The 14,837-nt window shown below is 64.6% G+C and carries 22 protein-coding genes; 12 read left to right on the top strand and 10 right to left on the bottom strand.

The features are described 5' to 3' along the window. Window positions 1–35: 35 nt before the first annotated feature. Entirely contained in the window at window positions 36–701 is a 666-nt protein-coding gene (locus ACVIYL_RS26690) for a DsbA family oxidoreductase (protein ID WP_253607899.1), read from the bottom strand. Window positions 702–764: 63 nt separating this feature from the next. Further along, window positions 765–1,589 carry a helix-turn-helix domain-containing protein gene (locus tag ACVIYL_RS26685; protein ID WP_038385984.1) on the bottom strand — a complete coding sequence of 275 codons (825 nt, stop codon included), beginning with the start codon at window positions 1,587–1,589 and terminating at the stop codon, window positions 765–767. Window positions 1,590–1,683: 94 nt separating this feature from the next. Here ACVIYL_RS26685 and ACVIYL_RS26680 point away from each other — a divergent pair, with 94 nt between their 5' ends. Then, on the top strand, window positions 1,684–1,908 hold the full coding sequence (locus tag ACVIYL_RS26680; protein WP_253607898.1) for a hypothetical protein: 225 nt from the start codon (window positions 1,684–1,686) through the stop codon (window positions 1,906–1,908). A 32-nt stretch (window positions 1,909–1,940) separates the two neighbouring features. Beyond that, window positions 1,941–2,339 (top strand): hypothetical protein, encoded by a 399-nt coding sequence (locus ACVIYL_RS26675; RefSeq protein WP_157343192.1) that lies wholly within the window; start codon window positions 1,941–1,943, stop codon window positions 2,337–2,339. A 55-nt stretch (window positions 2,340–2,394) separates the two neighbouring features. Here the strand turns inward: ACVIYL_RS26675 and ACVIYL_RS26670 are convergent, their stop codons facing one another. Next, on the bottom strand, window positions 2,395–2,553 hold the full coding sequence (locus ACVIYL_RS26670) for a hypothetical protein (RefSeq protein ID WP_016844794.1): 159 nt from the start codon (window positions 2,551–2,553) through the stop codon (window positions 2,395–2,397). Continuing rightward, the gene (locus tag ACVIYL_RS26665; RefSeq protein ID WP_253607897.1) at window positions 2,550–3,011 is read right to left on the bottom strand and encodes a group III truncated hemoglobin; all 462 of its coding nucleotides are present in this window, start codon (window positions 3,009–3,011) and stop codon (window positions 2,550–2,552) included. The genes ACVIYL_RS26670 and ACVIYL_RS26665 overlap by 4 nt, the downstream gene beginning before the upstream one ends. Before the next feature lie 83 nt (window positions 3,012–3,094). Between ACVIYL_RS26665 and ACVIYL_RS26660 the strand changes: the two genes are divergently transcribed. Next, complete coding sequence (locus ACVIYL_RS26660) at window positions 3,095–3,529, top strand: RrF2 family transcriptional regulator (RefSeq protein ID WP_057018350.1); 435 nt, start codon at window positions 3,095–3,097, stop codon at window positions 3,527–3,529. Beyond that, window positions 3,526–3,816 carry a DUF6522 family protein gene (locus tag ACVIYL_RS26655; RefSeq protein WP_057018349.1) on the top strand — a complete coding sequence of 97 codons (291 nt, stop codon included), beginning with the start codon at window positions 3,526–3,528 and terminating at the stop codon, window positions 3,814–3,816. The genes ACVIYL_RS26660 and ACVIYL_RS26655 overlap by 4 nt, the downstream gene beginning before the upstream one ends. 22 nt (window positions 3,817–3,838) lie before the next feature. Here ACVIYL_RS26655 and ACVIYL_RS26650 read toward each other — a convergent pair whose 3' ends face one another. Continuing rightward, window positions 3,839–4,510: an SET domain-containing protein gene (locus ACVIYL_RS26650; protein WP_456780246.1), complete on the bottom strand. Its 672-nt coding sequence runs from the start codon at window positions 4,508–4,510 to the stop codon at window positions 3,839–3,841. A gap of 194 nt (window positions 4,511–4,704) precedes the next feature. Here ACVIYL_RS26650 and ACVIYL_RS26645 point away from each other — a divergent pair, with 194 nt between their 5' ends. Continuing rightward, window positions 4,705–5,277, top strand: a complete 573-nt coding sequence (locus ACVIYL_RS26645; protein WP_375167141.1) for a hypothetical protein — start codon at window positions 4,705–4,707, stop codon at window positions 5,275–5,277. A gap of 178 nt (window positions 5,278–5,455) precedes the next feature. Here ACVIYL_RS26645 and ACVIYL_RS26640 read toward each other — a convergent pair whose 3' ends face one another. Next, window positions 5,456–6,184 carry a TetR/AcrR family transcriptional regulator gene (locus tag ACVIYL_RS26640; RefSeq protein WP_456780245.1) on the bottom strand — a complete coding sequence of 243 codons (729 nt, stop codon included), beginning with the start codon at window positions 6,182–6,184 and terminating at the stop codon, window positions 5,456–5,458. Between the two features lie 113 nt (window positions 6,185–6,297). Here ACVIYL_RS26640 and ACVIYL_RS26635 point away from each other — a divergent pair, with 113 nt between their 5' ends. The 5 genes from ACVIYL_RS26635 (at window position 6,298) to ACVIYL_RS26615 (ending at window position 10,509) form a co-directional block, all read left to right on the top strand. After that, window positions 6,298–7,701, top strand: a complete 1,404-nt coding sequence (locus tag ACVIYL_RS26635) for a carotenoid oxygenase family protein (RefSeq protein WP_456780244.1) — start codon at window positions 6,298–6,300, stop codon at window positions 7,699–7,701. A gap of 242 nt (window positions 7,702–7,943) precedes the next feature. Then, a complete protein-coding gene (locus tag ACVIYL_RS26630; RefSeq protein ID WP_253609959.1) occupies window positions 7,944–8,519 on the top strand; it encodes a hypothetical protein in 576 nt (191 codons plus the stop codon). A gap of 54 nt (window positions 8,520–8,573) precedes the next feature. Beyond that, window positions 8,574–9,128, top strand: coding sequence for an inner membrane-spanning protein YciB (locus ACVIYL_RS26625; RefSeq protein WP_456780243.1), 555 nt, complete (start codon window positions 8,574–8,576; stop codon window positions 9,126–9,128). A 120-nt stretch (window positions 9,129–9,248) separates the two neighbouring features. After that, complete coding sequence (locus ACVIYL_RS26620; RefSeq protein WP_028337138.1) at window positions 9,249–9,545, top strand: hypothetical protein; 297 nt, start codon at window positions 9,249–9,251, stop codon at window positions 9,543–9,545. A gap of 19 nt (window positions 9,546–9,564) precedes the next feature. After that, on the top strand, window positions 9,565–10,509 hold the full coding sequence (locus ACVIYL_RS26615) for an SH3 domain-containing protein (RefSeq protein WP_456780242.1): 945 nt from the start codon (window positions 9,565–9,567) through the stop codon (window positions 10,507–10,509). Here ACVIYL_RS26615 and ACVIYL_RS26610 read toward each other — a convergent pair. Both ACVIYL_RS26610 and ACVIYL_RS26605 read right to left on the bottom strand, forming a co-directional pair. Further along, window positions 10,506–11,177, bottom strand: a complete 672-nt coding sequence (locus tag ACVIYL_RS26610; RefSeq protein ID WP_253607891.1) for a DUF429 domain-containing protein — start codon at window positions 11,175–11,177, stop codon at window positions 10,506–10,508. The genes ACVIYL_RS26615 and ACVIYL_RS26610 overlap by 4 nt on opposite strands. 9 nt (window positions 11,178–11,186) lie before the next feature. Continuing rightward, window positions 11,187–12,842 (bottom strand): fumarate hydratase, encoded by a 1,656-nt coding sequence (locus ACVIYL_RS26605; RefSeq protein WP_456780241.1) that lies wholly within the window; start codon window positions 12,840–12,842, stop codon window positions 11,187–11,189. A gap of 231 nt (window positions 12,843–13,073) precedes the next feature. Here ACVIYL_RS26605 and ACVIYL_RS26600 point away from each other — a divergent pair, with 231 nt between their 5' ends. Together ACVIYL_RS26600 and ACVIYL_RS26595 are read left to right on the top strand one after the other, a co-directional pair. Further along, window positions 13,074–13,391 (top strand): Kazal-type serine protease inhibitor family protein, encoded by a 318-nt coding sequence (locus ACVIYL_RS26600; protein WP_253607890.1) that lies wholly within the window; start codon window positions 13,074–13,076, stop codon window positions 13,389–13,391. A gap of 103 nt (window positions 13,392–13,494) precedes the next feature. Then, window positions 13,495–13,956, top strand: coding sequence for a hypothetical protein (locus ACVIYL_RS26595; protein WP_225164254.1), 462 nt, complete (start codon window positions 13,495–13,497; stop codon window positions 13,954–13,956). Here ACVIYL_RS26595 and ACVIYL_RS26590 read toward each other — a convergent pair whose 3' ends face one another. Together ACVIYL_RS26590 and ACVIYL_RS26585 are read right to left on the bottom strand one after the other, a co-directional pair. Further along, window positions 13,957–14,397 carry an SRPBCC family protein gene (locus ACVIYL_RS26590; RefSeq protein WP_225647937.1) on the bottom strand — a complete coding sequence of 147 codons (441 nt, stop codon included), beginning with the start codon at window positions 14,395–14,397 and terminating at the stop codon, window positions 13,957–13,959. It abuts the gene before it with no gap. After that, window positions 14,397–14,723 (bottom strand): ArsR/SmtB family transcription factor, encoded by a 327-nt coding sequence (locus ACVIYL_RS26585; RefSeq protein WP_253607889.1) that lies wholly within the window; start codon window positions 14,721–14,723, stop codon window positions 14,397–14,399. Before ACVIYL_RS26585 ends, ACVIYL_RS26590 begins: the two co-directional genes overlap by 1 nt. Window positions 14,724–14,837: the final 114 nt, after the last annotated feature.

Here is a 14,837-nt window from a genome sequence, read left to right as displayed (position 1 = left end):
CCGGCATGAGCCGGGCTTTCGATAGGGATTGCGGACTACTCCGCAGCCTCTGTGTTGATCTCGGCCGAGACCTGGCGGATGGCGCGGGCGAGCTGCTCGGCCGGCTGGGCGCCGGACACCGCGTATTTCTGCGCGAACACGAAGGTCGGCACGCCGGAAATACCCTTCTCGGCGGCCTCCTGGGCCTGCGCCGAGACCAGGGCGACATCCTCGTCGGTGGCAAGACGCTTGCGCACGTCGTCGGCATCGAGCCCGACATCGCTTGCCGCCTGCACCAGCACGTTGCTGTCGGTGAGATCGCCGCCGTCGCGGAAATACAGCTCCATCAGCCGCTGCTTCATCTCGGCCGCCTTGCCCTTGGCCTCGGCCCAATGGATCAGGCGATGGCAGTCGATCGTGTTGGGCTGCCGCTTGACGAGCTCGGGATGGTAGGTGAGCCCCTCCTCATTGGCGGCCGCGACCACGCGGCCGGCGATGCCCTTATAGGCATCGACCGAGCCGAACTTGGCGGTGAGATATTCCTCGCGGCTGATGCCCTCGCGCGGCACCCAATTGTTGAGGAAGAACGGCCGCCAATGCACCTCGACCGGCACATCGGGCACCAGCTTGAGCGCATCCTCGATCCGATGCTTGCCGATATAGCACCAGGGGCAAACGACGTCGGAGACGATGTCGAGGCGAAGCGGCTTCAGATCGCTCATGGCGGGGTTCCCGGCGGAAAATGGAACCCCAAGGTTAGGCCGAACGCGCCCCAAGACAAGCCGCTATTTCATACTGGCTGCCATCTGCCGCATCCGCTCGGCGGTCAGCTCATCGGCCGGGAAGAAGGTCTCCAGCGCCAGTTCCTGCAGCGTGATGTCGACCGGCGTGCCGAACACCATGGTGGTCGAGATGAAGCTCAGGATCTCGCCATTGAGGCGGAGCTTGAAGGGAAGCGCGACGTTGTTGTCGGTGGTGATCGGGGCCGACCGCGCCGGGATCGGATAGGACTTCAGGTCCTGGTAGAGCTTGAGCAGCTCCGGATCGGCCGTTGCCTCGCATTGCCGATGCAGCCGCTCCAGAAGATGCGCGGCCCATTCCGCGAGGTTCACGGTGCGCGGGGCGAGGCCCTCGGGGTGGAAGGCAAGCCGCAGGATGTTGAAGGGCTGGCCGAGCAGCCGCTGCGGCACGCCCTCGAGCAGCGGCGCCACCATGCGGTTGGCGGAGACCAGATTCCAGTGCCGGTCATAGGCCAGCGCCGGATTCGGCTCGTGCGCCTTCAGCACCAGGTTGATGGCCTCGCGCGCCGATTTCAGCGCCGGATCATCCAGCGAGCGTTGCGGGAATGCGGGCGCGAAACCCGCGGCGACCAGCAGTACGTTGCGTTCGCGTAGGGGCACGTCGAGGCGCTCCGCCAGTTTGAGGACCATGTCGCGCGACGGCGCCGAGCGGCCGGTCTCGACGAAGCTCAAATGCCGCGCCGAGATCTCGGCATCGACGGCAAGGTCGAGCTGGCTGAGATGACGGCGCTGCCGCCACTCGCGCAGGTGCTCGCCGATCGGGACGGGTTTGGCGGGCTCGGCCCGCGCCATGGATGCATGTGCGTTCATGGTGCAAAACCTACCATGCGGAATTCGCCCGTTCCATTACGCCTGAGGTAATCGAATTGGCGCGCCGGCCGGATCATCTTCGACGACACAGGAGATGACCATGCTGATGCTGTCCCTTGTCCGCGTCCTCGCCGTCCTGCTCCCGTGGCTGGTGCATCTGGCCACCTGGCTGCTGGCGCGCTCGCTCAACATGCCGCAGCCGCTCGTGCACGCGACCGGCGTGTTCGTCTTCGCGCAGGTCTATGCGGTCGAGATGAGGGTCGGCAAGGCGCTGTGTCCGCTCCGGCTGTGGCGTCAGCTGCAGTCGCAGTTCCGCTGACCACCCCCATCCCAACCAGAGGAGACACTGCCATGATCCATTCGTCCCAGCTGCTGCGCCGCGCCTTGCTTGCCGACGCCGTCTTCAGCGGCGTATCCGCCATAGCCATGGTGCTCGACGCCGGCGCGCTGGCATCGCTGCTCGGCCTGCCGGAAGCGCTGCTGCGCGAGACCGGCCTGTTCCTGATCGCTTATACCGCGCTGGTCGGCTGGCTCGGCACGCGCATGTCGGTGCCGAAGCCGCTGGTGATGCTGGTGGTCGTCGGCAACGCGGCCTGGACGCTCGCCAGCATCGCGCTGCTGCTGTCGGGCGCGGTGTCGCCGAACCTCTTCGGGACCATCGTGATCCTGGCCCAGGCGATCGCCACCGGCGTTTTCGCCGAGCTGCAATATGTCGGGCTGCGCCGCAGCGGTGAGGCGGTCGCGGCGTAAATCGAATGCCGGACGTGACGAGCGGCCGTCGCGGCAAACGCGGCGGCCGTTTCCGTCAGCTCAGCACGACCGCGACGATCATGCCGGCAAAGGTCAGCGCCAGGCCGATGATCAGCATCGGCACCAGACTGCTGCCGGAAAACGGATCGGCCTGATCCTGATGAAACCACGCGCCGTCGATGGCGCGCGCAATTGCCTTCGCCCTGTTCCTCATTGCACTGCTCCTGCTTCGCTTCGCCTGTAACGCTCGCCGACCGCCAGCATCACGCCCTGTCCGCTGGCGACGCCCATCTCGAGGCTCGAGGCGATGCGCCGCGCGCGATCGATGAAATGCGCCGCCGCGTCAGGCGGGCACAGCTCGGCCGCGGTCGCTTCGAACAGTTCGAGCCAGCGGTCGAAATGCGCGGCGTCGATCGGCAGTGGCATATGCTTGATCATCGGCGTGCCGTGATAGCGCCCGGTCATCAGCGCGACCGAGGACCAGAACGCGCACATCTGCGCCAGATGCGGCTCCCAATTGCTGATCCTGGTCTCGAACACCGGCCCGATCATCGGGTCCTTGCGGACCTTGGCGTAGAAGGCGTGCACCAGCTGCTCGATCATGGCCTCGGTGATCCCGGTCCGCGCGACAATCCCGGCGGTGATCTGCTCGCGGCGCTCTGCTCCTGTCATGGCTTACATCCTAAATAGGTATTTCAAATGCCTATTTAGCCTGCTATAGCTGATCCGCCAAGTGCTGATTTCGAAGGGCTTCCATGCGCCTGACATCGTTCACGGATTTTGCGCTCCGCGCCCTGATGCGGCTGGCCGGCGAGCCGGACCGGTCGTTTGCGACCAGCGAGATCGCGGCCGAGTTCGACATTTCCCGCAATCACCTCGCCAAGGTGGTGCGCGACCTTGCCGACGCCGGCTTCATTGCCACCCAGCGCGGCGCCGGTGGCGGGTTTTCGCTGGCACGGCCGGCGGAGACCATCACCCTCGGCCAGGTTGTCCGTGCGCTGGAAGGCGACAGCGCGCTGGTCGAATGTTTCAGGGATGATGGCGGAGATTGTCTGCTGCTGCCGCGCTGCCGGCTGAAGGCGAAGCTTGCGGCGGCACGCGAGGCCTTCATGCGCGAGCTCGACGGAACGACGCTCGCCGAATGCGCCTACCTGCCGCGTCCCGTCCGCCATCCCGCGAGGGCATCATGACGACGATCACATTCTCGGACGGCGCGTTCGAGGTCGACGCCAACATCGTCGCCGAAGGCCTCGGCATCGCGGTTCCGCTGCTGCAGGCCGGGATGCGCTCGGGCGCAATCACGACGCGCTCGGAGCGCGGGCTCGACGCCGATCAGGGGCGCCATCGCCTCACATTCTTCTCGGGGAGCAAGCGTTTCCGTCTCGTTATCGACGAGCACGGCACGATCATCCAGCGCTCGACGCTGGATTTCGGCAATTCCCCGTTGCCACGCGCGGCGCACCGGCCGAGCGGCTAGAGCGTTTTCGGGCGACGTGGTATCAGGCGTTCAGCGCCCGAGCGGTGCCGCGCTTCGACGAGGCAGCCTTCTTGCCCGCCGTGTTGATCAGGCTGTGACCATTGAGGTGACTGCCGTTCAGCGCCGTGCCGTTGGCGAGCTTGCCGTTTGCTTTGGCAGCCTTCTTCGCCTTGCGCTGCCTGGCCCGCTCCTCGGCGAGCTTCTCGGCCTTGCGCTGTGCCTTCCGCTCGGCTCTTTCCTTCAGCCGCACCCGCTCCGCCCTCGCCTCCGCGCGCTTCTTCTTGCGCTTCTTCTCGCAGGCATCGCACTTGCAGCCGATCGGCTTCAGATAGGCTTTGAAATAGTCGGTTCCGTAGTCGTAATTGATTTCGTCGCCCGGCTCGATGTCCTTGATGGCGCGGATGAACACCTTGCGCTTGCGTGGGCGAACGTCGGATTCCGCGTTCGGCCTGCAGGCATGGTTGATGTAGCGGGCGACGTTTTCGCGGATCGAGCCGTCGATGGTCCAGCGGTTGGTGAGCTCGAACAGATATTTGTTCTCGATCTCGTCCTCATCCTTCTTCTTCGAGTCGAGCAACGGCCCGAAATAACGGATGATCTTGGTGCCTTTCTTGATCGGCTTGGTGGCGAAAAGGCCAAGACCGGTACGGGAACGGCCGACGCGATAGGGCTTGTTGGATGATATCGTGGGCATGACGATCGAGGTTACGGCACGCAGGTGCACGCGACAGAAGTTGCGAAGCCGCCCTTCTAGGACGATTCCGCGCGCCTGTCAGGTGTTTCCCGCGTGTCTATTGAACCTTCCCCAGATTGCATATGTCAGACACAAAGTAACGTCCGGATCGCAGGTTTCCCCCGATGAAATACCTTGCTTTTGCAACAGTCTTTATGGCGGCTGCCAGCGCAAATCCCGGTCATGCCGGCTCCGAGACGATCAGCAGCAGCTACACATCGACCGCGCCGAAGGCCTGCCGCATGATCGGCAAGCCCAGCGAAGAGGACGGCAGCACCACCAGGGTCTGTCCGGGAAAATCCGGGCTTGTGGTGCTGATCAACGAGGGCGACCTGCGTGAAGTGGTCTCGGTGGGCCGAAACGGCGAGGCAGCCGCCAGGGAACCGGCCGCGCAGGCCTGGTTCGGCCCGTTCAGTTCGACCGGCGACAGGGTCGAATGGCGTGCAGCCGGCGGCAGGCCGTTTGCGATTATCCAGCGCTGGCAGATCGCCGACAACAGCGAACAGGACAAGCGCGGCGGTCCTGTCTCGCGGGCAATGCTCGCCGTGACCCGGCTGCCGCCGGGCGATGTCTGCCATGTCGCCTTTGTCGACGTCGCGGCCAATCCCAACGCCAACGCGCTGGCGCGGCAGGCCGCCGACGATTTCGCCCGCGATTTCAAATGCGGCACGGATACGGTGAAGACGATCGGACAGAGCGGCCGGACCACGTCGCTTGTGAGGCGCTAGTGTGCTGAATGCGAAGTTCGTGCGATTTCGCGGCAGCCACTTTCACGAACTTCGCATTCATAAAGCACACTAGAATCATAAGTTTGCTAGTGTCCTTATCGAATCCGAAGTTCGCTCCGAAGGTGGGGCAAATGATGCGAACTTCGGATTCGGGACACTAGTCCACGGGCAGCACCGGTTATTGCCGCGCCGAGCGGCCCGCGGACAATCGCAGCATTGCGGTCAACAGCGTTTCCGCGGATGTGCCCTCGGGCGACCGATCCAGGATCGTCTTGAGGCGTCCGTCGAGCAGCAGCATGGTGAAACCATGCACCAGCGACCAGGCCGACGCGATCGCGGCGGCCTGATCCAGCGTAAGCTGCTCCTTGGAAATCTGCTCGTGCCGGCTGGCGCCGACGCCGCGGGTCAGCCCTGCGAACGAAGCCTCGGATGCCTCGTGCAGCGACGGGCGCGAATGATCGAGCCGCTCGCTGCGGAACATCAGCCCGTACATGCCGGGATGTGCCTGCGCATAGGCAACATAAGCCTTGGCGCTCGCCACGCCCTTCTCGGGCGTCGTGGCCGCCGAAGCGTCCGCAGCCGCCATCGCGAGGCCAAATTGCCGGAAACCGATCGCCGCGAGTTCGCTGAGCAAACCGGTGAGATCGCCGAAATGATGCGTCGGGGCGGCGTGCGATACGCCGGCCTCGCGCGCCACCGCACGCAATGTCAGCCCCGCCAATCCATCACGCTCGAGCACGCGCTCGGCGGCCTTCAACAGTGCCTCATGCAGATCGCCGTGATGATACGGCGTGTCGTTGGCGCGGCGCCGCCGTTGGACCGGACGAGCTGCCACAGTCCGTCCAACCCGGCGGGTCGGAGCCCGTGCCGGGCGAGTCGCCTTGTTTTCTTTGGAGATTCTTGCCATCGGGCCCTTATAGGTCGCAATTTTTACACTGTAAAGATTTTGCTTGACGATCGGCGGCGTCATCCCTACTGATATCTTTACGATGTAAAGATAATAATGCAGGGAGATGCGGAATGCTCGACCAGGTCACATCCAACGCTGCGCGCACCAATCTGGCGCCGATCCCATTCGAAGCCGACGCGCCGTTCCTGAAGATCTCGGGCGAATTGCCGCGCGAGCTGAACGGCACGCTCTATCGCAACGGCCCCAATCCGCAGTTCGAGGCGCCGGGTGCGCACTGGTTCGTCGGCGACGGCATGCTGCACGCCTTCCATCTCGAGAACGGCCGCGCCAGCTACCGCAACCGCTGGGTCCGTACGCCGAAATGGCAGGCCGAGCACGATGCCGGCCGCGCGCTGTTCGGCGGCTTCGGCCGCAAGATGCCGGATGCGCCGGCCACCACGACGACGGACGGCGGCGTCGCCAACACCAACATCATCTTCCATGGCAGCCGGCTGCTCGCGCTGGAGGAAGGCCATCTGCCGACCGAGATCGAGCCCGGCACGCTCAATCGCCTCGGCTATTGCGACTACAAGGGCGCGATCACAGGCCCGTTCACCGCGCATCCGAAGATCGATCCGGCGACCGGCGAGATGGTGTTCTTCGGCTACAACGCCGCAGGCCCGCTGACGCCGGCGCTGTCGTTCGGCGCGGTGAGTTCGTCCGGCGTGGTGACGCGGTTCGAACGCTTCGAGGCGCCCTATGCCAGCATGGTGCACGACTTCATCGTCACCGAGAATCATGTGCTGTTTCCGATCCTGCCGATCACCGGCAGCATGCAGCGCGCGATGCGCGGACAGGCGCCCTACGCCTGGGAGCCGGAGAAAGGCGCCTATGTCGGCGTGATGAAGCGCAGCGGCGCGTCAAAGGACATCGTCTGGTTCCGCGCCGAGACCTGCTACGTTTTCCACGTGATGAACGCGTGGGAAGATGGCAACCGCATCATCGCCGACGTGATGCAGTTCGAGGAAGCGCCGCTGTTCAATCATCCCGACGGCTCGCCGACCGATCCGCAGAAGAACCGCGCGCGCTATTGCCGCTGGACCTTCGACCTCTCCGGCAACACCGACCGCTTCACGCAAACCTATCTCGACGACCTCACCGGCGAATTCCCCCGCGTCGACGATCGCCGCGCCGGATTTGCCAGCAATCACGGCTGGTACGCCTGCGCCAACCCCGATCTGCCGATGTTCGGCGCGCTGTCGGGCATCGTGCATGTCGACGGCCGTGGCAAGCGGCTCGGCCACTATCTGCTGCCCGCCGGCGATACGATCTCCGAGCCTGTGTTCGTCGAGCGCAGCGCTGACGCCGCAGAAGGCGACGGCTGGCTGCTCGCGGTGGTCTGGCGCGCCCGCGAAAACCGCAGCGACCTCGCCGTGTTCAACGCTCAAGATGTCGAAGCGGGCCCGACCGCGCTGGTCCATCTCGGCCACCGCGTGCCGGATGGATTCCACGGCAATTGGGTGGGGGCGGAGTAGCCAACGACCACTCCGGACGTCAGTGCGCCAACCTTTCCACGCGTCATGCCCGGGCTTGTCCCGGGCATCCACGTCTTTGTCGCCGCTGACCGAAAACGAGCGGCCGCCACTTTATGCCATTGGCAAATCTTGGATTTTTCCGTCACCTCACGATTTTGACACTGTAAAGATTTCGCTTGACGCCTCCGTTGCTCACCGTTAGGGTATCTTTACATTGTAAAGATAAGCCGATGAGGCTCACCATGACGATCTTCCTGATCCTCGCTCCCTACGGCGCCTTCGCCATGCTGATGCTGGTGACCTCGGCCACGGTGAGCCTGCTCAGTGCTGCACTGATCTGCCTTGCCGTGATCGCGTTCGATGTCGCGCGCGGCCGCAGCATCAAGATCCTCGGCGTCGGTTCGGTCGTCATCTTCGCCGCGATCGGCTTCTACCTCACCTTCGTCGATGCGACGCCGAGCAACACCGCGGTGAAGATCGCGGTCGATGCCGGCATCCTGCTGGTGTCGCTCGGCTCGATCATGATCGGCCGTCCCTTCACGCGGCAATATGCGCTGGAGCAGGTCGATGCCGAGACCGCGAAGCTGCCCGGCTTCCTCCATGCCAACTACCTGATCACCGGCGCCTGGACCGCCGCGATGCTGCTCATGCTGATTGGCAACGTTGCGGTGCTATACGTGCCGGCGCTGCCGCTGTGGACCGGCCTCTTGATCGCCTTCGCCGCACGCAATGCCGCGGTCGGCTTTACCCACTGGTATCCGCACTATCGCGCGGTCAAGGACGCGACGCCGCCGGCCGGCGCGCTGCCCTCACGCTAGACGCTGCCATAACGACATCACCACGATCATCCCGAGGAAACGGAAACCACGACGATGAAGAGCGTATTTGCCAGGCTTGCGAGCGACTTCCTCTCCACCATCGTCTTCCTGGTGGTCTATTTCGCCACCGACAATGTCCTGATCGCCACCGGCGTTGCGATCGCGGGCGCAATCGCGCAAGTGGTCTATGCGCGGGTCAAGGGACAGTCGCTCGGCTACATGACCTGGGCGAGCCTTGGGCTGGTGATCGTGCTCGGCGGCGCGACGCTTTTCACCAACGATCCGCGCTTCGTGCTGGCGAAGCCGGCCATCGGCCACATCGCGATCGGCGCGATCATGCTCAAGCGCGGCTGGATGCTGCGCTATCTGCCGCCGATCGTGACCGAGACAATTCCGGAATACGCCACCCTCGTCGGCTACGCCTGGGCCGGGCTGATGTTCATTCTCGCCGCCGGCACCATTGCGATCGCGGCGACCGGCGACATGAAGCTGTGGGCGTTCTACGTGTCGGTGGTGCTGGTCGGCGCCAAGATCGCCGCCTTCGCGATCCAGTATGTCGCCTTCCGCGTCCTGGTCGGAAGCCGGCTGCGCGCCGCCGCCCGCGCCTGATCGCAGCAAGCCGCGAACTAGGCGCGCGCGGCAAGATGGGCTATACCCGCGCAAGCGTTTTCTTCACGCGAACCGGTAGCCATTTCGCTTGAAGGCGCTTCACCTGGAGGGGAGACATCAATGGCGGTGGACGGAAACTGGAATCTCACGATGACGACGCCGATGGGCGAGCGCAAGGCGACGCTGTCGCTGGCAAGCTCGGGCGGCACGCTCACCGGCACGCAGGGCGCCGAGGGCAACTCCACCGAAATCTTCGACGGCACCGTGAACGGCGACGACGTCGCCTGGAAGGTTTCCATCACCAACCCGATGCCGCTGACGCTCGAATTCACCGGCAAGGTCTCCGGCGACGGCATCTCCGGCGAGATGGGCATCGGCCCGATGGGCAGCTTCCCCTTCACCGGCACGCGGGCATAACCGCGGCACACGCACACGCATGCGCATCCTGGCATCCGTTACCGTCCTGGCGTTGTCAGCCACGACGGCTTCCGCACAGCAAGCAAGCGAAGCCGAACCGGCGTGGCGCGCGAGCGCGGTCGCGCTGGTGCCGGCCGGATATGTTGCGGGCAGCTCTTCCAGCACGGATACCGCCGGCACCACCGGCTACCTCGCGGTCTATGCCGCGAGCGCAGACGACCCGAAGACGCCGGCAAGCGTCTTCGCGCCGCGTCAGATGATGGTTGTGACCCTAAGCAAGGATGGCACGACGGCGCTGTCGGCCGAATTGAAGCCGCGCGGTCCCGGCGACATCGCGACCGGACATGCCGACGGGTCGGACAATGACTTTGCCGCACGCCAGGCCGAGCTTGACGCGAACCGAAACGCACTGCCCGCTGGCACCGAGCCATGCGACCTCGGCGCCTGGTCGGAGGACAAGGACCTCGCGGGCCTCAACGTGCGCGCGGAGCCGTCGGTGAAGGCACGCGTGCTCGGCAAGCTGCCGCCACCCTACCATCTCAAGATGGGCGGGGCCGAGAACACGCCGGAGGGCGGCTGGCTCACCGAGTTTCGTATCATCGGCTTCAAGGACGGCTGGTTCCTGATCGAGGGCGCGATGCCGCCGGGCAAGGCCTATGAAGATGACAAGCGCTATCCGCGCAACGCGCCAAAGCCTTATGCCGGACGCGGATGGGTTGCCGCCAACAAGGTCGGCGCGAGCTACGCCAACGGCTACACCCGGATGGGCGGGCTGTTCCAGGCGCCCTTCGTCGATGCCAAATGGACGCCGGCGCTGCGCAAGCTCGGCGGTGAGTTCGATACCGACGATGGTCCGAAACGCATCCTCGCCTGCAGCGGGCACTGGGCGCTGGTGGAGAGCCATGACGGCGTGCGCGGCTGGTGGCGCAGCCTGTGCTCCAACCAGGTGACGAACTGCAGCTAGAACCAGATCTGCATCGGCAGATCGTGCGCGTCTCGCGGCGGCGCTTCGGGAACGCTTCCGCATGGTTCGCGCGCAGCCAGCGCCACTGCACACGCATCCAGCACATCGTCGCGCTTCGCGCCGGTGCCGATGCGCACCTCGATGAGCCAGCGATCGATCTCGCGGAAGCCTGATCGCTTCAGCAGCCTGCAGCGCAGCGCATCGCCCTCCTCCGATTTTTTGCGCGGCAACGGCTCGCCGCCGTTCAATTGCAGGAACACCAGCTCGGGATGCACCTCGCGGATATCGCGCGTGGCGTTCGCGCGCACGAACCCGTCGACCTCCATGATCTTCTTGCCGAGATGCCAGAGCTGGCGCGACACACGGGTCTGGCCGCGGCGCAGTGCTTCCGCATTCGCGAGATCGGGATCGTCAAACTGCTGCCACAGCCAGCGCCGCGCGCCGGTGAAGACGCGCGAGGTGTGCGGGCGCAATCTTACGCGCGCGAGAAGGTCGCAATCGCGCTCGCCGTTATCGGTCAGACCGATCGGGATATCGATCCCGGCCCGATCGAACGGACGCGAAAGCGCGTCCGCAATATCGCTGTGAAAGGAAATCGTACGCTGGTCGCCGTCGATGGTGACGGCGACCCAGCCCTTGGAGAACCCGTCGAGGCCGACCGCAATCAACCCCGATCCTCAACCGAGATTCAATTCCTTGAAGAAGTCGTTGCCCTTGTCGTCGATGATGATGAAGGCCGGGAAATCGACCACCTCGATGCGCCAGATCGCTTCCATGCCGAGCTCGGGATACTCGACCACCTCGACCTTCTTGATGCAGTGCTCGGCGAGGTTCGCCGCGGCGCCGCCGATCGAGCCGAGGTAGAAGCCGCCATGCTTCTTGCAGGCCTCGCGCACCGCGACCGCGCGGTTGCCCTTGGCGACCATCACCATCGAGCCGCCGGCCGCCTGGAACTGGTCGACGAAGGAATCCATGCGTCCCGCCGTGGTCGGGCCGAATGCACCGGAGGCGTAGCCATCGGGCGTCTTGGCGGGACCGGCGTAATAGACCGGATGGTTCTTGAAATAATCCGGCAACGGCTCGCCCTTCTCCAGCCGCTCGCGCAGCTTGGCGTGCGCCGAGTCGCGCGCCACGATCATGGTGCCGGTCATCGAGACGCGGGTCTTGATCGGATATTGCGACAGCGTCGCCAGGATCTCCTTCATCGGCTTGTTGAGGTCGATCTTGACGACCTCACCGCCGAGCGACTGCTCCACCGCAGGCAGATACTGCGCCGGGTTGTGCTCGAGCTCCTCGAGATAGACGCCGTCCCTGGTGATCTTGCCGAGCACCTGGCGGTCCGCCGAACAGGAGACGCCGAGCCCAATCGGCAGCGAGGCGCCGTGGCGCGGCATGCGGATCACGCGCACGTCATGGCAGAAATACTTGCCGCCGAACTGCGCGCCCACCCCCAAGCTTTGCGTCATCTTGAGGATTTCCTGCTCCATCTCGAGGTCGCGGAATGCATTGCCGTCGGCCGAGCCGTGGGTCGGCAGCGCGTCGAGATAGCGGGCCGAGGCAAGCTTCACGGTCTTCATGCAGAGCTCGGCCGAGGTGCCGCCGATCACGATCGCAAGGTGGTACGGGGGACACGCCGCGGTGCCGAGCGTCAGCACCTTCTCCTTCAGGAAGGCGAGCAGCCGGTCCTTGGTCAGCACCGAGGGCGTCGCCTGGAACAGGAAGCTCTTGTTGGCGCTTCCGCCGCCCTTGGCCATGAACATGAACTTGTAGGCATCATCGCCCTCGGCGTAGATCTCGCACTGCGCCGGCATGTTGTTGGCGGTGTTCTTCTCCTCGTACATCGACAAGGGAGCGACCTGCGAGTAGCGCAGATTGCGGCGCAGATAGGCATCGCGCGCGCCTTCGGACAGCGCAGCCTCGTCGTCACCGTCGGTGATGACGTTGCATCCCTTCTTGCCCATGATGATTGCGGTACCGGTGTCCTGGCACATCGGCAGCACGCCGCCGGCCGCGATGTTGGCATTCTTCAGGAAGTCGAAGGCGACGAACTTGTCGTTGTCGCTGGCTTCCTTGTCCTCGAGGATCGAGCGGAGCTGCTTCAGATGACCCGGCCGCAGATAGTGGTTGATGTCGCCGAAGGCGGCCTCGGAGAGCGCGCGCAGCGCCTCCCGCGACACCACAAGCATGTCCTTGCCCAACACCTTCTCGACCCGGACGCCCTCGCTCGTGACCTTCTTGTAGGGCGTGGTGTCGGCACCAAGCGGGAACAGAGGCGTGTGCTTGTAGGGCAGAACAGGCTTTTGCTGGTCGGGAAAGGCTGAGGGGGCGTTCATGAGCTGCTCGTCGGTTTCGAAAGGCCGGTGCCGGCCGCGGGGCCGCCGGCAATGTAGAGCCGTTCTAAGCCTTTTTCCGACAAAGGAAAGGGAAGCGGGCCGCCTTCCAGCCATGCGCGGGACTGGCAATCCACGTGCTATGTTTCATGCCATCGTAATCCCAAGTTGCCACAACGCCGGCAAGCCGCGGAACGGCCAAGGAAACCATCAGGAAGCCATCAGGAGACCTTCATGAAGACAGCGCTTTTCGTCCGGTTCGCGGCGCTGGCCTTGTTGATCGCGATCCCGACCGGCGCCGATGCCGCCCGCCTCGGCAGGCCCTGCGGCGGCCTTGCCGGACTGCAATGCGGCAGTCGCGGCCAGTTCTGCCAGTTCAAGCCCGGGACCTGCGGCCGCTTCGACCAGACCGGCACCTGCGCGTTCCGCCCGACGATCTGCAACAAGATCTTCAAGCCCGTATGCGGCTGCGACGGCAAGACCTACGGCAATGATTGCGAGCGCCGGGCCGCCGGGGCTTCCAAAGCGCAGGACGGCAGGTGCGCGTCCTGACGTGGCCGTATTGACGCGCTCCGCGGGAGCCTGCATGTAGCTTCGCGTACTTTCATACCGCGGGGGGTATTTCGTGACAGCATCGTTGCGCCGACGCTTGCCTTTGGGCATCCGCTCCACTCTGCCGGCCGCGCTGATCGCGCTGGCGACGGTTTTCGTCGCAGCGCCTGCGCATGCCGATCCCTGCGTGGACATCGCCAAGCAGCTCGCCGGCCAGATCGACGGACTGAAGGTCAATTTCAGCGCCGCCAACATCACCTACCTCACGCATCCGGCGGCAAAGGAATTGTCGCTCGGCTGCCGCGGCAAGGATTATTCGATCGAGCTCTACGCCAAGACCGATCGCAAGATGAAGCCGGAGTTCTTCAACCTGGTCGGCTCCGCCACCGCGCTGATCTTCACCGTGCCGAAGGACGACGCCGTCACCGGCACCTCGCGCTGCCTGAAGCGCATGGGCATCTTGCGCGGCAACACCATCACGATGCGCTATCGCCGCCTCAACCTCGAATGCACCCGCAACAAGACCGACGCCTCGATCACGGTTCGCCGCGGCAACAACGAGTGATCAGCCTTCGCTGGTGATGCGCGCGATGGCGTCGAGCACCCGGCCCCATCCCGGGCTCATCATGTCGAAGGCGAAGCGGTTGCCCGGCAGCACGAAGCCGTCATGCACCATCCGCAGATGGGTGCCGCCCTCGACCGGCGTCAGCGTCCAGGTGACGATCGTGTCGAGCTTCGAGCCGTATTCCGGATTGGTATCAGCGCCGCCCTTCCAGGAGTAGCGCAACAGGCGCGGCGGATCGCAATCCAGCACCTCACAATGCACGACACCGTCCCAGTCGCCCATCGGCTTGGTGTGGAAATTGAAGCGATGGCCAACGGCCGGCACGAAATCGTTCGGCATCAGCCATTTCGTGATCCGATCGCTCGTCGTCAGCGTCCGCCAGATCTTCTCGGCCGCGTAGGGCAGCACCTTCTCGACCGTGATCGCGTGCGTCTCACCCATCACTCACTCTCCTTCAACAGCCGTTCCAGATTTGCGAAGCGCTCGGTCCAGAACGTCTCGTAGTGGCCGAGCCAGTCGATCAGCGGACCGAGCCCCTTCGGCGCGATGCGATAATGGATATGGCGGCCCTCGCGCCGCTCGGCGACCAGCCCGGCATCGCGCAGCGCGCGCAGATGTTGCGACACCGCCGGCTGCGACACCTTTGAACCCTGCACCAGGCCGGTCGCGGCGATCTCGCCTTCCCGCGCGATCCGCTCGAACACCGCTCGCCGCGTCGGGTCCGCGAGGGTCTTCAACACATCGGTCAGCTGCGTGGCGACAGGCATGAAAGTATATAAGCAATTGCTTATATGATTGTCAAGACAGTCGCGACGCTGGAACGTCTCGCCTGCTCCGAAAGTTGATCGCTGCGGTCGCATGTTTGCCGGGAAAACGGTGCG

This window comes from Bradyrhizobium sp. USDA 3315 (assembly GCF_054056795.1).
This window is presented reverse-complemented; position numbering and strand designations above follow the sequence as displayed.

What these genes read in the sequence shown, in the direction of transcription:
- ACVIYL_RS26690 (WP_253607899.1), bottom strand. Translation starts at nt 701, where the DNA reads ATGAGCGATCTGAAGCCGCTTCGCCTCGACATCGTCTCCGACGTCGTT.
- ACVIYL_RS26685 (WP_038385984.1), bottom strand. Translation starts at nt 1,589, where the DNA reads ATGAACGCACATGCATCCATGGCGCGGGCCGAGCCCGCCAAACCCGTC.
- ACVIYL_RS26680 (WP_253607898.1), top strand. Translation starts at nt 1,684, where the DNA reads ATGACCATGCTGATGCTGTCCCTTGTCCGCGTCCTCGCCGTCCTGCTC.
- ACVIYL_RS26675 (WP_157343192.1), top strand. Translation starts at nt 1,941, where the DNA reads ATGATCCATTCGTCCCAGCTGCTGCGCCGCGCCTTGCTTGCCGACGCC.
- ACVIYL_RS26670 (WP_016844794.1), bottom strand. Translation starts at nt 2,553, where the DNA reads ATGAGGAACAGGGCGAAGGCAATTGCGCGCGCCATCGACGGCGCGTGG.
- ACVIYL_RS26665 (WP_253607897.1), bottom strand. Translation starts at nt 3,011, where the DNA reads ATGACAGGAGCAGAGCGCCGCGAGCAGATCACCGCCGGGATTGTCGCG.
- ACVIYL_RS26660 (WP_057018350.1), top strand. Translation starts at nt 3,095, where the DNA reads ATGCGCCTGACATCGTTCACGGATTTTGCGCTCCGCGCCCTGATGCGG.
- ACVIYL_RS26655 (WP_057018349.1), top strand. Translation starts at nt 3,526, where the DNA reads ATGACGACGATCACATTCTCGGACGGCGCGTTCGAGGTCGACGCCAAC.
- ACVIYL_RS26650 (WP_456780246.1), bottom strand. Translation starts at nt 4,510, where the DNA reads ATGCCCACGATATCATCCAACAAGCCCTATCGCGTCGGCCGTTCCCGT.
- ACVIYL_RS26645 (WP_375167141.1), top strand. Translation starts at nt 4,705, where the DNA reads ATGGCGGCTGCCAGCGCAAATCCCGGTCATGCCGGCTCCGAGACGATC.
- ACVIYL_RS26640 (WP_456780245.1), bottom strand. Translation starts at nt 6,184, where the DNA reads ATGGCAAGAATCTCCAAAGAAAACAAGGCGACTCGCCCGGCACGGGCT.
- ACVIYL_RS26635 (WP_456780244.1), top strand. Translation starts at nt 6,298, where the DNA reads ATGCTCGACCAGGTCACATCCAACGCTGCGCGCACCAATCTGGCGCCG.
- ACVIYL_RS26630 (WP_253609959.1), top strand. Translation starts at nt 7,944, where the DNA reads ATGACGATCTTCCTGATCCTCGCTCCCTACGGCGCCTTCGCCATGCTG.
- ACVIYL_RS26625 (WP_456780243.1), top strand. Translation starts at nt 8,574, where the DNA reads ATGAAGAGCGTATTTGCCAGGCTTGCGAGCGACTTCCTCTCCACCATC.
- ACVIYL_RS26620 (WP_028337138.1), top strand. Translation starts at nt 9,249, where the DNA reads ATGGCGGTGGACGGAAACTGGAATCTCACGATGACGACGCCGATGGGC.
- ACVIYL_RS26615 (WP_456780242.1), top strand. Translation starts at nt 9,565, where the DNA reads ATGCGCATCCTGGCATCCGTTACCGTCCTGGCGTTGTCAGCCACGACG.
- ACVIYL_RS26605 (WP_456780241.1), bottom strand. Translation starts at nt 12,842, where the DNA reads ATGAACGCCCCCTCAGCCTTTCCCGACCAGCAAAAGCCTGTTCTGCCC.
- ACVIYL_RS26600 (WP_253607890.1), top strand. Translation starts at nt 13,074, where the DNA reads ATGAAGACAGCGCTTTTCGTCCGGTTCGCGGCGCTGGCCTTGTTGATC.
- ACVIYL_RS26590 (WP_225647937.1), bottom strand. Translation starts at nt 14,397, where the DNA reads ATGGGTGAGACGCACGCGATCACGGTCGAGAAGGTGCTGCCCTACGCG.
- ACVIYL_RS26585 (WP_253607889.1), bottom strand. Translation starts at nt 14,723, where the DNA reads ATGCCTGTCGCCACGCAGCTGACCGATGTGTTGAAGACCCTCGCGGAC.